14 protein-coding genes are annotated in these 14928 nt (G+C 37.9%); 8 read left to right on the forward strand and 6 right to left on the reverse strand.

Annotated elements, in window-relative coordinates:
• Nucleotides 1-8: 8 nt before the first annotated feature.
• Nucleotides 9-1580, reverse strand: coding sequence for a Re/Si-specific NAD(P)(+) transhydrogenase subunit alpha (locus ABXT69_RS04520; RefSeq protein ID WP_416676995.1), 1572 nt, complete (start codon nt 1578-1580; stop codon nt 9-11).
• 204 nt (nt 1581-1784) lie between these two features.
• Complete coding sequence (gene fdxA / locus ABXT69_RS04525; RefSeq protein WP_271541719.1) at nt 1785-2135, reverse strand: ferredoxin FdxA; 351 nt, start codon at nt 2133-2135, stop codon at nt 1785-1787.
• A 148-nt stretch (nt 2136-2283) separates the two neighbouring features.
• Between fdxA and ABXT69_RS04530 the strand changes: the two genes are divergently transcribed.
• The 3 genes from ABXT69_RS04530 (at nt 2284) to ABXT69_RS04540 (ending at nt 3772) form a co-directional block, all read left to right on the forward strand.
• Nucleotides 2284-2454: a hypothetical protein gene (locus ABXT69_RS04530; protein ID WP_416676996.1), complete on the forward strand. Its 171-nt coding sequence runs from the start codon at nt 2284-2286 to the stop codon at nt 2452-2454.
• A gap of 102 nt (nt 2455-2556) precedes the next feature.
• Nucleotides 2557-3564 (forward strand): YeiH family protein, encoded by a 1008-nt coding sequence (locus ABXT69_RS04535; protein WP_416676997.1) that lies wholly within the window; start codon nt 2557-2559, stop codon nt 3562-3564.
• 13 nt (nt 3565-3577) lie between these two features.
• Nucleotides 3578-3772, forward strand: coding sequence for a hypothetical protein (locus ABXT69_RS04540; protein ID WP_416676998.1), 195 nt, complete (start codon nt 3578-3580; stop codon nt 3770-3772).
• Nucleotides 3773-3855: 83 nt separating this feature from the next.
• Here ABXT69_RS04540 and ABXT69_RS04545 read toward each other — a convergent pair whose 3' ends face one another.
• On the reverse strand, nt 3856-5004 hold the full coding sequence (locus tag ABXT69_RS04545) for an aromatic ring-hydroxylating oxygenase subunit alpha (protein WP_416676999.1): 1149 nt from the start codon (nt 5002-5004) through the stop codon (nt 3856-3858).
• A 172-nt stretch (nt 5005-5176) separates the two neighbouring features.
• Here ABXT69_RS04545 and ABXT69_RS04550 point away from each other — a divergent pair, with 172 nt between their 5' ends.
• Together ABXT69_RS04550 and ABXT69_RS04555 are read left to right on the forward strand one after the other, a co-directional pair.
• On the forward strand, nt 5177-6793 hold the full coding sequence (locus tag ABXT69_RS04550) for a bifunctional metallophosphatase/5'-nucleotidase (RefSeq protein WP_416679550.1): 1617 nt from the start codon (nt 5177-5179) through the stop codon (nt 6791-6793).
• 218 nt (nt 6794-7011) lie between these two features.
• Nucleotides 7012-7731: a bacteriorhodopsin gene (locus ABXT69_RS04555; RefSeq protein ID WP_416679552.1), complete on the forward strand. Its 720-nt coding sequence runs from the start codon at nt 7012-7014 to the stop codon at nt 7729-7731.
• A gap of 79 nt (nt 7732-7810) precedes the next feature.
• Here the strand turns inward: ABXT69_RS04555 and ABXT69_RS04560 are convergent, their stop codons facing one another.
• Nucleotides 7811-7930, reverse strand: a complete 120-nt coding sequence (locus ABXT69_RS04560; RefSeq protein WP_416677000.1) for a DUF2256 domain-containing protein — start codon at nt 7928-7930, stop codon at nt 7811-7813.
• A complete protein-coding gene (locus tag ABXT69_RS04565; RefSeq protein WP_416677001.1) occupies nt 7927-9417 on the reverse strand; it encodes a cryptochrome/photolyase family protein in 1491 nt (496 codons plus the stop codon). The genes ABXT69_RS04560 and ABXT69_RS04565 overlap by 4 nt, the downstream gene beginning before the upstream one ends.
• 179 nt (nt 9418-9596) lie before the next feature.
• Between ABXT69_RS04565 and ABXT69_RS04570 the strand changes: the two genes are divergently transcribed.
• The 3 genes from ABXT69_RS04570 to ABXT69_RS04580 are packed head-to-tail and all read left to right on the forward strand — an operon-like array spanning nt 9597 to nt 14498.
• Nucleotides 9597-12647 carry an efflux RND transporter permease subunit gene (locus ABXT69_RS04570; RefSeq protein ID WP_416677002.1) on the forward strand — a complete coding sequence of 1017 codons (3051 nt, stop codon included), beginning with the start codon at nt 9597-9599 and terminating at the stop codon, nt 12645-12647.
• Complete coding sequence (locus ABXT69_RS04575) at nt 12644-13591, forward strand: carbohydrate kinase family protein (RefSeq protein ID WP_416677003.1); 948 nt, start codon at nt 12644-12646, stop codon at nt 13589-13591. The genes ABXT69_RS04570 and ABXT69_RS04575 overlap by 4 nt, the downstream gene beginning before the upstream one ends.
• Nucleotides 13578-14498 (forward strand): pseudouridine-5'-phosphate glycosidase, encoded by a 921-nt coding sequence (locus ABXT69_RS04580; RefSeq protein ID WP_416677004.1) that lies wholly within the window; start codon nt 13578-13580, stop codon nt 14496-14498. The genes ABXT69_RS04575 and ABXT69_RS04580 overlap by 14 nt, the downstream gene beginning before the upstream one ends.
• On the opposite strand, the gene ABXT69_RS04585 is transcribed toward ABXT69_RS04580, so the two are convergent.
• The gene (locus ABXT69_RS04585) at nt 14499-14876 is read right to left on the reverse strand and encodes a hypothetical protein (protein WP_416677005.1); all 378 of its coding nucleotides are present in this window, start codon (nt 14874-14876) and stop codon (nt 14499-14501) included.
• Nucleotides 14877-14928: the final 52 nt, after the last annotated feature.

The raw sequence follows: 14928 nt of genomic DNA on the forward strand, positions 1-14928 counted from the left end.
CAGCCTCATTAAGATTTCTGGAACATGGCAAGCATGCGCCTCGTTACAAGGAAGCCACCAAATATATTAATGCCCGCAAAAAACACTGATATCGCAGCAAGAACCATGACTATAGAGCTGGATGAGTTTATCTGAAGTATTGCTCCCAATATTATGATTGATGAAATCGCATTGGTCACAGCCATCAATGGCGTATGAAGAGAGTGGCTAACATTCCAAATCACTTGAAAACCAACAAAAACAGATAAGATAAAAACAATAAAGTGCTGCATAAAACTTGCTGGTGCATAGCTTCCAACTAAGAATAACAATGCGCCTCCAACAAAAAGTAATATAACTTGGTTTTTAGTCTGTTTTTTAAAGGCTACAACCTCATCAGCTCGAACCTCTTCAGGGGTTTTATCTGGAACCCTTACTTTTTGAATAGCGGCAATAGCCTGTACTTTTGGAGGTGGAGGAGGAAAAGTAATCTCTCCATTGTGAACGACCGTTGCGCCGCGGATAACGTCATCCTCCATATCATGAACTATCACTCCATCTTTGTTGGGAGTCAAGTCATCAATCATGTGGCGAATATTACTGGCATAAAGAGTACTCGCCTGAGCGGCCATCCGGCTTGGAAAATCTGTATAACCAATAATAATTACGCCATTATCTGTAACAATGCGCTCATCTATAACAGTAAGCTTGCAATTTCCACCCTTTTCAGCAGCCAGATCCACTATCACTGAGCCAGGTTTCATACTGTCAACCATATCCTTAGTCCAAAGCTCAGGCGCTTCTCGATTAGGAATCAAAGCGGTAGTAATCACAATATCCATATCAGGCGCAATCTCTCGGAACTTGACTAATTGAGCGTTAGTAAATTCAGGCGAAGATACAGCAGCGTAACCTCCAGTTGAGGTGCTATTGTTCTGTTCATCTTCAAAATCTAAGAAAACAAATTCAGCGCCCATAGACTCTACCTGCTCGGCAACTTCTGGGCGAACGTCAAATGCATAGGTGATAGCGCCAAGAGAGGTAGAGGTGCCAATTGCTGCGAGTCCAGCAACACCGGCGCCAACTACTAAGACCTTTGCTGGGGGTACTTTACCGGCTGCTGTCATCTGTCCAGTAAAAAAGCGGCCAAAGTTGTTACTCGCCTCAATCACTGCGCGATAGCCGGAAATATTGGCCATAGAAGATAATGCATCCATTTTTTGGGCGCGACTAATGCGCGGCACCATATCCATAGCAATAACGCTAGCCTCGTTAGCTTTAGCCATTTCCATTAACACTTCATTGGCGCCTGGATAGAAAAAAGAGATTAGTGTCTTGGAGGATGAAAGTCTTTTGATTTCAGATTCACTTGGCGGCTGAACCTTAACAATTACATCACTTGCCTTTATAAGCGCTTCGCCAGATTTGCAGATCTCAACACCGACATCTTCATATTGCTTATCAATAAAGCCAGCTGCAATACCAGCACCCGATTCAACCAGGCACTCATGACCAAGCTTTTTTAGCTTAATTGCACTGTCTGGAGTTAAGGCAACACGCTGTTCACCTGAAGAGGTTTCTTTAAGAGCTCCAATTTTCATAACTTTCAACCTTTTATTTAAACGTTCTTGAAATGCTCTTACTACCAAAAAAATCTATGTGATAGGACTTCTTAGACATATTTATTAAAAGGATTTTAGATGAAAAAAATATAAATTATTAGAGCGATAAACTTAAAAATATTATGGTTTAATCTACCCCATAAATACAAAATAGAGCAAAAGATTTGTCTTGCCCCAACATATTTAATCACCTTTCCCGGGCTTTTCAGAAAATAAATGCATCTTTCCATCTGGAAAATTATCCGGGTGATATTTTTCATGCTCAGGGTCTGGACCACTATTTTCAGTTATAACTGGCCAATTCATATCAGTGCTGTATTTTCTATTGAACTCTAACCATTTAACGCCAACAGGATCAGTATCAGGCAATATAGCTTCAACTGGACACTCTGGGACGCAGACATCACAATCAATGCACTCATCTGGATTAATAACTAGTGTATTTTCACCTTCATAGAAACAATCTACTGGACACACCTCAACACAATCTAGGTGCTTACATTTAATACAACCATCGGTTACTACGTAGGCCATTTGACTTCATCCAAATAATAGAAACTAAAAATATAACTCTGTGTTAATTTGAACACATTCTATTAAGAATAAAAACATGAAATACAACAAACATCAAAAAGAGTACAATTGATGAGTAATGGCTTTACTTCAACTAGCGGAAAGAACTATGAAAAAACAGAATGAAGAACTAAAAACCAAGAAGAAAAAGAAATTATCATTGCAAGAAAAAGCAATAATGGCCACAAATGCAAGGTCTGAAGAGTCAGACATTCATAATTCTGACTGGAATCCGGGTTCACTAAATAGACTGAATAAGGCTTTAAAAGAAGAGAGTTAATATTTAATTGCTATGTGATTAATTAAAAAACCATACCGCCACTTTAGATCTATATTGATTTAAAATGACTCGCCGTATCAATTACCTTAAATACCTTTCTAAATGAATTCCTTGATTATTAAATTACAAGATCGACTTAATGGGCTTTTCCCTGGCCTAATTGTTGTTGGGACAATAGCCGCAGCAGCAGGATTTCTAAGCCTTCACTACAAAGCCCCAGTGATGCTCTTTGCACTCCTAATTGGTATTGCCTTTAACTTTCTAGCAACCGATGAGCGATGTGCTCAAGGTATAGAGTTCTCAAGTAAAAAAATTCTTCGCTTTGGTGTTGCATTATTAGGCTTCAGAGTTACGCTTGATCAAATTTTAGGTCTTGGTACGAATGTACTTTTACTTGTTCCAATTCTTGTGCTTTCATCGATTGCAATTAGTTGGTTCATCGCGAAGTTGATGGGTAGGCGTTATCTTTTTGGACTTTTAACCGCGTGCGCTGTTTCAATTTGCGGCGCAGCTGCGGCGCTCGCTGTTGCCTCCGTCCTCCCTAATTGGAAAGATAGGCATCGTGATACTTTATTTGTCGTTGTCTGCGTAACAGCGCTCTCAACCTTTGCGATGATTGCCTATCCTATTTTGTTTTCAGTAGGGGGCTTCAGTGACGTTGAGATTGGTATCCTTATTGGCGCAACCATCCACGATGTTGCGCAGGTAGTCGGCGCTGGCTATGCTGTGTCTAATGAGACTGGTGATGTAGCTACCTTTATTAAGCTACTGAGAATTTCAATGCTACCGTTCATTGTTATTATTATTGCGCTTTTATTAAAGGGTGATGATGAGCTTGGTACTATTAGCCCTAAAGCATTCCCATGGTTTGCCCTTGGCTTTGCCTTATGCTTGATTGTAAATAGCATCGGATTCATACCTCAAATGTTAACGGGGTTTCTTGCGGACATCTCGCAATGGTTTTTAGTGTTCGCTATTGCAGGGCTTGGCATTTCCACATCACTTAAGTCGATGATGGAGCTAGGCGGAAAATCAATCGCACTTATGGTCTTACAAACTGTCGCTTTACTTGGTATTGCAGTTCTCGCTGTTTCAACGGACTTCATCTAACAAAGGAGAGAATATGAAGGTTTTAGAGGTTTTAGATGCTGAATTGGTTTTGGTGGATTTAGAGGTGAATTTAGGAAGTAAAAAGCAAAACAGCCCAACGCTTTGTGCTCGTTACAACGGAAAAATTATTCCCTTGAGAACGCCAGATGGAAGGCCAATCCTAATGAAGGAAGATAACGCTATAGAAGGGGACTCAGTAGTTAAATAAATATTCTAAAAACCATTGATTAAGTTAATGAATAGCTTTGGATAAAATTAACAGTTGTGAATTAATAAAAACTTGTGTTGTGTCTAAATCATCTTAGTCGCATACCAGTTAGAAAATGAGGCAACGTTTTCTTCCATTAGAGGAGAAAATTGACCCTGCAGTGATGGTGAATTTCGAAGCCCTTTATGTTGATTCTCTAGAGCAATAATGTCCTCACTCATGGCGTCATCAAGGCGCTGATAATAGGCTAGAGACTTTTCATTAAAATCAGGTAGCTCCGTTGTACTTTTTGGAAAACAAATGCTTTGACGTATTTGGCAGCGCTCTGAACTGATTGGAGTGGCCTCATAAACCCAGATCGACTCTTGGCTGGCTGCAAAAGTCATATTTGGAAAAATCCAGCTATACCGAGCTCCAAGGCTCCATGGCTCAGTTAAACTCGTCATTTTTGGTAAAGCGCTGAGTTGTTGAACTTCAAGTAGGGCGCCAGTTCCAGAGGTAAGTCCAAACTGACTCGCATAGTCGCCCAATGTAATGTCTGACTCTTCAGGCTTCCAATAAAGATTATCGATGCTGGTTGGGTGCACGTTATTCAGGTGGTAGTATTCATTAAAAACATCTAAAAATGCCTTCCAATTGCACTGCACTTCAAAGGCTTGACGCCTTGTTGTCACAAGATCGTTCAATGCCCAAGGTTTATGAAGTTTTGCAAAATCGCCTAACTGCTTCTCTAAATTTGTGGACTCACTCCCAATAAAAGCAAACAAAAAGCCTTCTACTTCTTTTAGGTCATACTCAATCAGTGAGTGTTCTGAGAAATCAAAATTTGGATTTTTATCCATCTCTTTGGCGTGAATTAGGACTCCATCTTGTGAATATGTCCAGCCATGAAAAGGGCAACTAATTGCTTGGCATTGTCCGTTACCCTCTAACAACTTAGCGCCGCGATGCCTACAGGTATTTGCATATAACCGTAAAGCTTTATCTTGATCACGAATCAATAAAAGTGCTTGGCCGCATAACTCTAATGCTTCATATTCACCCAGAAGCATCAATCTATCTGCCCGACCTAACCCTAGCCATTGATCTGTAAAAATACGTTTTTTTTCTTGTGTAAAAATAGAATTCTGCCAATAGAATTCAAAAGGGAGGCTCCTTCTATGCGGCAGTGGTAACGTGCATAGCTTTAGATTTTTTAGTAGTTTATTTTCAATTTTCTCGCTGTTTTTCATCGTTAATTGCTTTAATTGATTTTTAAATAATACATTGTTATTTTGAATTACATTGGAGCATGAGTCTACCCATAATAAATATTTTGATAAATACTATAATAAATAGGATTACAATATAACCTCAACTATTTTTTAATTACAGGGGAGAGTAATTTTGAAACACTTACACAAAATGCATTCAATAGGTTTGCAAAAAATAATTCCAGGTGTGCTTTTGAGCTTTGTTGTTACATTGGGTTTCTTTAGCCAATCGTCAATAGCTGCAAGTCACAAAGTTCTAAACTTAACAATACTTCATACAAATGATTTTCATGCTCGTTTTAGGCCTATCAGTAAGTACGATAATAATTGCTCTGCTGAGAGCAATGCTGAAGGAAAATGTTTTGGCGGCTCCGCTCGTCTAATTACAGCAATTGAGGATGCACGCTCAAGGCATGAAAATACAGTACTTTTAGACGGTGGTGATCAGTTCCAAGGAACTCTTTTCTATAACCTTTATAAGGGTAAGGTTGCTGCAGAAATGATGAATAAACTTGGTTACGATGGAATGACTGTTGGAAACCATGAGTTTGATGATGGCCCTGAAACCTTAAGAGCATTTATGGATGCGGTTAACTTTCCAGTGCTTATGGCAAATGCAAATGTTGATATGGAGCCAGAACTTAAGGGCAAGCTACAAAAATCAACGGTCATAGAGAGAAGTGGTCATAAAATTGGACTTATAGGCCTTGTTACAGAGGACGTTGTTGATATTTCGAGTCCTGGTGATAATATTATATTCACTGATGCTATTACTGCTGCCCAAGCTGAGGTCGATTCTTTGACAGCAGCTGGAGTTGGCATAATCATACTTATGTCACATTCTTCATACGAAATTGACAAAGAAATTGCAGCCAATACAACAGGTATTGACGTGATTGTTGGTGGTCATGATAATGCTTATCTATCAAACATTAGCGATAGAGCAAAAGGACCTTATCCAACCGTTGTTAATGGCACTCAAATTGTACAAGCTTATGCCTATGGTAAATACTTAGGTGAGCTCTCAGTTGTCTTTGATGATGAAGGTGAGGTTATCTCTGCAACAGGTGAGCCAATTACGATTGACGGCTCTGTCAATGAGAATAGTCAAATAGTTGCTCGCTTAGATGAATTAGAGAAGCCAATAACAGATCTTAAAGAAACTCTAGTTGGAAACGTTTCTAGCTCTTTAAATGGCGATAGAGCTGTATGCCGAGTTCAAGAATGTGATATGGGTAATATGATAACGGACGCAATGAGAGCGGCAGGAATGGAAAAAGGTTATTCGATTGCTCTTGCAAACTCAGGAGGCATTCGAGCCTCTCTTGATGCTGGGCAGGTTACACTTGGTGAGATAATGACTATCCTTCCTTTCCAAAACACAATGTCAACCTTCAAGGTTACGGGTAAGCAGTTACTTGCAGCGATTGAAAATGGCGTGAGCCAGGTGGAGGATGGTTCGGGCAGATTCCCTCAGGTTTCTGGAATGCGTTTCTCATTTGATTCGTCAAAACCTGCTAATGAAAGGGTGACTTCAATTGAAATCCAAGAGAGTAATGGTTCTTTTAGTGCACTCAATCTATACGGTACATACGGTATGGTTTCTAATAACTTTATTCGTGCTGGTGGTGATGGTTATAAAATGTTCAGGTCTGCAACAGATATCTATGACTTTGGTCCAGATCTAGCCGATGTTGTTGTTGATTATATTAAGGCAAATCCAGGTTACTCAGGTTTCACTGATAATCGAATTACGCAAATAAAGTAACCCAAAAAGGCCCTTAATTGGGCCTTTTTTTATCCATCCTTATTTTTTATGCAATTTAAGTAATGTGTCAAAATGACCTATTGTATAAGCGTTTAAAAAAAAATATTATAAATTAATGGGTATTTAATATTGTTTTTAAGGTATATTTTTCTGGAATAGCTAATGATTAGTTATTATTATTGTTAATTTAATATATTTAGGGAGTTCCTATGAACGATATGAGTTTATTTTTACAAGCTGGCGATTTTGTTGGCGTTTCATTCTGGATAGTGTCTGTGGCGATGGTTGCTGCTACAGTATTTTTCTTTTATGAAGGTATGGCAGTAAATAAAGAGTGGAGACTGTCAATGACAGTTGCAGGATTGGTAACGTTGGTTGCTGCAATTCACTACTATTATATGAGAGACTATTGGGTAGCTTCGGTTATCGCAGGCGCTCCTGATTCTCCAATTGTATACAGATATATTGATTGGTTAATTACTGTCCCATTATTAATGATTGAATTTTTCATCATCTTGAAAGCAGTCGGCGCTTCAGTGTCAACTAATTCTTTCTGGAGATTATTAGCTGGAACTATGGTAATGCTGATTGGTGGATTCGCAGGTGAGGCGCATTTAGTATCCGCTTCTGTCGGGTTTGTCGTGGGCATGATAGGTTGGGCAATCATCATCTGGGAAATCTTCGGTGGTGAGGCTAGTAAAGCAGCTGAGGCAAATGCAAGCGTAAAGTCTGCATTCAATGCTCTTAGAATTATTGTTTTAGTAGGCTGGGCTATTTATCCTCTTGGATATGTCTTCGGATATATGATGGGAAGTGTAGATGCTGGAACTTTAAACATTGTTTACAACCTTGCAGATTTTGTTAACAAAATCTTATTTGGTTTAATTATTTGGAATGTTGCAGTGCAATCAAGCGCAGCTGGCAGCAAGAAGAAGTAAGCATAACTTTACATAAGTTCATAAAAAGCCCTCTTCATTGAGGGCTTTTTTTTAGCTTTTTATTAATAGATCAAATTTACTAAAGCTTATTCCTTCGACACCTTTCACTGCAATAGAGAACGTTTTCCCAGTCTTTACGCCATTTTTTTCTCCAGGTGAAGGGCTTATTGCAAGTTTTACAAATCTTCTCTAATTTCATCGAGTATGGGCCTTAATAAATTTTTCTGCCTCGCCAAAGATAAGTTCTTTCCTTTCCTGTGACATTCTGTCTAATAGTTTTGGTTGAAGAGATAATCTAGGATTGGATTCATAGAACTTTCTATTTTTTTGAATGAACCTCCAATAAAGTCCGTCAACTGCATTGCACCATTCACCTTTTTTGTAGTTACTCATTTTAAGTAGGTAATTTGAGCCACAGGTGTAAGGCTTAGTTGACATTAGGCCGCCATCAGAATAGGTTGCCATTCCAAACACATTTGGAACCATAACCCACTCGGAAGAGTCAATATACATCTCCATAAACCACCTATATATTTCTTTGGGATCAATTTCGCAAAGATTCATCAGGTTGCTTATGACCATAAGTCTAGGTATGTGATGGTTGTATCCATCTTGTATCGCAGTAATGATAGAATCATCTAAAGGCGCTATTCCAGTTGAACCTTCGTACCAGCTTGAAGTTAACTTGCCCGTATGGCCCCAATAGTTTTTATTTGATTGGTAGTCACCTTTTGTTTGATATACGCCTCTGATAAACTCACGCCAACCTAAGACTTGCCTTACAAAGCCTTCCAATGAGTTCATGGGGATTTGATAGGTATCGGCGCTATCTAGCAAAGTTTGAATAACTTTTTGAGGAGACAAAAGACCTATATTCATTGAGGCGCTGATGCAGCTATGAAACAAAAAGTTTTTGCCTTCAAGCATTGCGTCTTCATAAATACCAAAATTAGCCATTCTCTGCTTTAAAAAGTCTTCAAATTGACTCTCAGCATCACGTCGATTAACGGGAAACCATGGATTATCAAGGCTTCCAGGGTGGTCATTAAAATGCTGCATAATGAGACTACAAACTTCATCATGGTATAACGATTGCTTATTATTTGGCAGATCAGGTATCAAAGTATTAGCAGGAATTTTTTTTCGATTTTCTGCATCAAAGGACCATTTGCCGCCTAAAGGCTTGTTGTCTTCATCCATCAAAATGTTGAATTTTTTCCTTGCGTGCTGATAGAAATTTCCCATCCTAAGAGCTTTTTTATCCTTCATTAGTGAATAAAGCTCTTCCCTAGAAAACATAAACATTGGTGATTGGTGAACTTTAAACTTAACATTACTCTTAGTTAAGCCTTCAAGTAATTCAGTTTCAAAGGTCTTGTCTTCAATTTCAAATACATTTACCTGTTCTATTTCATTATCCAAAACATAATCAACAAGACACTCTAGATAAGATTGATTTTCAATTCGATCATTTAAGGCAAAGTATCCAACAGAGATTCCCAAAGATTCTAGCTCTTCTTTGTACTCACGCATTGCACATAGAAACAAGTAAAGCTTGAGTTTGTGATGTTTTTCATAGCTGCAAAGATCAAAGTCTTCTGCCATAAAGACCTCATTACAGCCCAGCTCTTGAAGTAATTTGGGCTCAAAGAGTTGGTTTCCTAGAATTACAAACAAGCTTTTCATTTATGCTTAATTTTAGTTAATTAATAGCTATCAAATTTTAAAGCATCAAGTCATAAATTATTGATTTTATTCACTAAAAAATGTATAAAAAAAACGGATTATAAGTTCACCAAGTCTTCACTATTTCTTTACGTACCATCTATATAATATTTTGGTTGAAGTTAAAGTAAGAGAAAATTATGGATTCGTTTTTAAATTTCCTTGTACGTCAAAAAAAACTCGCACTATTATTTACGTTGTCAATTGTCGTATTAGGCTTTATGACGCTCCAAAAAATTCAGCGTGATACTTACCCGGTTATTGAATTTGATCGGCTCTCAATAAATACTTCTTACCCAAGCGCCTCTCCGAGAGATGTTGAGAAGAATATTACTAACGTAATTGAGAGCAAAATAAAGGGAATTTATGGAATCAAAGAGCTGACATCTACTTCATCTGAAGGGACATCTCGTATAAATATTGAAATTGATGAGGATGTTGATGATATCCAAGAGGTGAAGGCTAGTATTTCTGAGGCGGTCAATGAAATTGAAGACTTGCCAGAAGATGCTAATGACCCATTAGTAGTTGACAGGACAAGTACTGAGTGGCCAATCCTTACAATAGTAATCGGTGGAGATGACATCAATGTCGAGACTGCTAAAGCCATTGCTAATAATATTGAGAAAAATCTTTCTTTAATTGATGGTATTGCGAACATTAATATTGGTGGAGACTCTGAAAGAGAGGTACAAATTAGAATTAATCCAGAAAAGCTTTTACAATACCAACTCTCTTTTGATCAGGTAAGGAGCGCCATCGCTGATCAAAATATACGCTCTGCTATTGGTGATAATAATCAAGGAAGAAACCAAAAAAATATCGTTATTATCTCTGAATATCAAGATAAAGAGTCTTTAGAGGACGTTGTTGTAAAGTCCAGCTATGATGGGCCAACAATTCTATTAAAGGACATTGCCTCAATTGATGAAGGTGAAATTGGTTTTAATACAATTACTCGAATTAATGGGACTAAGGGCTTCGTCCTCAAGGTTACAAAAACAGAAAAAGCAGACGTTATTAGAACCATTGAAAAAGTAAGAGAGACTTTGGATGTCCTTAAAGAATCATACCCTTCAAATATCAATTTAATTGTTACCGATGACAGATCAAAGCCAGTATCTAACCGATTAAATATTGTAACTAACAATGCCTTAGTAGGGTTAGCCTTAATTATGGTTGTTTTAGGCTTATTTTTATCTTTTAAGACTGCATTCTGGGTTGCTATAAGTATTCCTGTGACCCTTTTAGGGACGGTTGCTTTTCTTGGCTTTGTAGGCGAAACAATTAACTTAATCTCATTAATTGGAATGGTCTTAGTCTTGGGCTTAGTTGTGGATGACAGCATTATCATTGCTGAAAGTATTCACCACTATAAAGAAAGGGGGGGTGATGTCTATCAAAATATTGTTGATGGCTTTAAAAGGGTAATCATGCCTGTTGTTACGACTATATTAACTACAATCCTTGCAATATCAACCGTTCTAATAATGAGTGGAACGACCGGTAAATTTATATACATATTACCTATTACTGTTATCTGCGCTTTAACGTTCTCATTTCTTGAAGTGAGTATCGCTCTGCCTGCGCACATGTCTGGCACTAAAGTCAGCAAACAAAAAACATGGTTTAAGCCTGTCGAAAGATGGTTTGAAAAAGTGCTAGTTGTAATCCTTAGGTGGCGCTTTATAGTTTTAAGTCTTTTTATTGCGCTTCTTGCATTCAGTGCCTATGTTGGCATGAAGGAAATTACTTATATTCAGTGGCCATCGAGCGGCACAAACTCGATAAATATGCGCATTCAAACGCCACTTGGAACTCCCGTTGAAACAACTGAGCAGTCCATCATTAAAATTGATAATATTATTATTGATAAGGTGGGTTCAAACCTAGATTTTTTTACGAGCACAATTGGTTCAAGAGCCTCTAATAGAGCATCGATTGCTATTACCTTGACGCCAGCGAATGATCGCGCAATCTCTGCTAAAGAAATTATTGAGATCCTTAAAGAAGAAACCAAGGATATTGAAGGGGTTTCAAGGATTAACTTTAGAACAAATAGAGGCGGCCCAGGCGGAGCGTTAGATATTGAGTTAAGTCTAATTGGAAGTAATGATGTTCAGCGTCAGGCTGCTGTTGACCAACTTGAAAAAATACTTAGTAGCTACGACGGAGTCAGCGACATTGATCGTGATGACGATTTAAGTAAAAATCGAATTGAGGTTTTGTTGGATTATGAGTCAATGGCAAGCTTAGGAATTCAATACCAGCAGGTATACAGTCACTTAAGGACCATATACTCTGGGATGGACGTTTCTGATGTAGATTTTAATAACACCAAGCTAAGCGTTAAAATGTATCTTGGTGATAGTAATTATTCTGATGACTATATTACGGAAACCTCTATCAGGAATAACCAGGGAAGGATGATTCCAATGTCACAATTTGCAAGTGTTGTAGAGACTCCAGGCGATCCAAACTACAAGCACTTGAATGGTGAGCGAGTTGTTAAGGTAAGTGCGGCAGTTGAAGACTCAGTAACCACCGCTCAATCTGTCTCAAAAAGAGCACTTGATGAGCTAGACTTGATTAATAATTTTCCTGAAGTTCGTGCAATAGAAGGGGGCAGCTCATTTGAAGCAAAAGAAGCTTTAAGTGATTTTACTTTGGCACTTGGGTTTGCTGTCTTTGGTATATTTATGCTAATAGCGCTTCTTTTTAATTCATACTCTCAGCCGCTGTTAGTTATTCTTAGTATTCCTTTTGCTTTGATTGGCGTAGTGTGGGCTTTCTTCTTTCACTCTGAACCATTCAGTTTTTTTGTTTTATTGGGGGTCTTAGCGCTAGTGGGAGTTGTAGTAAATGATTCTTTAGTAATGATCAGCCACCTTAATTTCATTAAGCAAAGTCAAGACAAAGATAGTACGTCAATCCAGTGGATTGCGATGGGCGCTAAAGACCGACTAAGGGCAGTAATATTAACGACCCTTACAACGCTCGCAGGTGTCTTACCGCTTATCTATGGCTTTGGAGGTAAAGACGCATTCTTACAACCAATGGTAATGGCGCTAGGGTACGGCTTACTATTTGGTACTTTTGTTACTTTGATACTTCTTCCTTGCCTTTATTCTTTAAACTTAGACTTAATTAACTGGATTAAAAAGATAAAAAATAGTCTATTAAAAACATGACATCCAAACAAAAGCAGTATGTCTTTGTAATTGGTGGGGCCAATATTGATCTTCAGGGGTCTAGTGATAACCCGCTTTTATTAAAGGATTCAAATCCAGGTGAAATATCAATGTCTTCAGGAGGCGTTGGAAGAAATATTGCTGAGAACATGTCTAGGCTCAACATACCAACAAAAATATTTTCATATGTCGGATCTGACGCTCTGGGAAATTTTTTAATTGAGTCCACTCAAAAAGCGAATGTCGATACTTCATACATAAATAGGCATCCCACATTGCCAACCAGTCAATACCTGTCGGTGCTGGATGATAATAACGACATGCTGGTTTCAATCTCAGACATGAGAATCATTAATGAGATGTCAATTGATGACATTAGAAGCCACAAAGATGCCTTAAATCAAAGCTCTTTGATTGTAATTGATACAAACATCCCAGTTAATGTCATTGAGTACGTAACAGAAAAATTTAACCATATTCCCTTATTTTTAGATACAGTATCGATCGCAAAGGCATCAAAGATAACGCACCTTATTGGTAAATTTCATACCGTTAAGCCGAACAGGTTAGAGTCTGAGCTAATTACTGGCATTAAAATTACAGATCAAAGCTCTATGCATAGCGCTGCAAAGAACATGTTTGAAAAGGGTTGCAAACAAATCTTTATTACTCTGGGTGACGAGGGTGTGTTTTATTATGACGGAAAAGATTATGGGATGTTTAATCAAAAAAAGATAGATGTAGTCAGTGCAAATGGAGCGGGAGACGCTTTTGTGGCAGGAATGGTTTATGGTTTTTTAAATTTAAATGGCATTAAAGAAACAGTAAAATATGCATCTGCTGCTGCGTTGATTGCATTAAAAAGTAAAAATACTATCAGTGATCAGTTATCAGTAGAAAATGTAGCGCTATTATTAAAGGAACAGAGCAATGAAGCTGAATGATTATTTAGATTTTCACCCAGACGTTGAAAATGCACTAAAAAATAACTTGCCAATTGTTGCGCTCGAGTCTACTATTATCTCTCACGGGATGCCGTACCCTAAAAACATAGAGACTGCGTTGATGGTTGAAGAGACTGTTCGATCAAATAATGCCGTTGCAGCAACGATTGCAATTATTAAAGGGCGCTTAAAAATAGGCCTTACTGAAAAAGAAATTGAATTTTTAGCAACGAATGACGAGATTAAAAAGATCTCCAGGAGGGATCTTGCTGTTGCTGTTTCACAGCAATTATCTGGCTCAACAACCGTTGCGTCAACAATGATTATTGCAAAACTTGCAAATATAGCGGTATTTGCAACAGGCGGAATAGGAGGCGTTCATAGAGGCGCTGAAACAACACTTGATATCTCTGCAGATCTTGATGAGCTCTCAAGAACAAACGTGTGTGTTGTTTGCGCCGGGGTAAAGTCTATACTTGATATTGGGCTAACTCTTGAGTATCTTGAAACCAGGGGCGTTCCTGTTATTGGCTATAAAACTTCTGAGATGCCAGCTTTTTACTCCACAAAATCTGGGTTTAATGTCGACTACAGAATTGATGCAGCAACTGATATTGCAAGCATACTTAAAACCAAATGGGACCTCTCTATTGATGGAGGTGTATTAGTTACGAACCCTATTCCAGTTGCATTTGAACTTGAATCAAGCGCTATGAATGAGGCAATAAATCTAGCTATTATTGAGGCTGATAATGAAGGTATTACAGGCAAAAAAATAACGCCTTATTTATTATCAAAAGTTAATGAAATTACAAAAGGTAAGAGCCTAGATGCCAACATCAAGTTGATTAAAAATAATGCAGACTTAGCGGCAAAAATTGCAGTGCATTTTTCTAAAAAGGATTAGTTACTCTTTTTCTCTTACGAAAAAATTAAACAATAGAATTATTGCTACAAAAAAAAGTATCAATAGTACAAGGATTCCCTGGTCCGACCTGAAATACTTTTTAATAGAAGCAATGGTTTTATTCATTGTTTCACTCGTGTCATAAGTTTGAGTGCTTAGCACGGGTTCTTTCTTGATGGGTACTGCTTCTATAACTTCTTCTATATTTTCATCAATCTGCGTCTCAACTAACTCATCTTCTTGAAGAAATTTTGGACTTTCATCTGTCACCTCATTCAGAGAGTTTAAGGGAAGCACCTGGTCTCTATCATCACCTCCAGCAAAAGAGAAGCTGACAAAAAAGAAAGATACAAATAGGAATAAAAGTATTTTTTTCATAGAGCTTACAATAATATACCTTTTAGATAAAAATAATAAAAATTCTGCTTAA

The organism is Candidatus Pseudothioglobus sp. Uisw_016, assembly GCF_048087635.1.
Taxonomy (GTDB): domain Bacteria; phylum Pseudomonadota; class Gammaproteobacteria; order PS1; family Pseudothioglobaceae; genus Pseudothioglobus.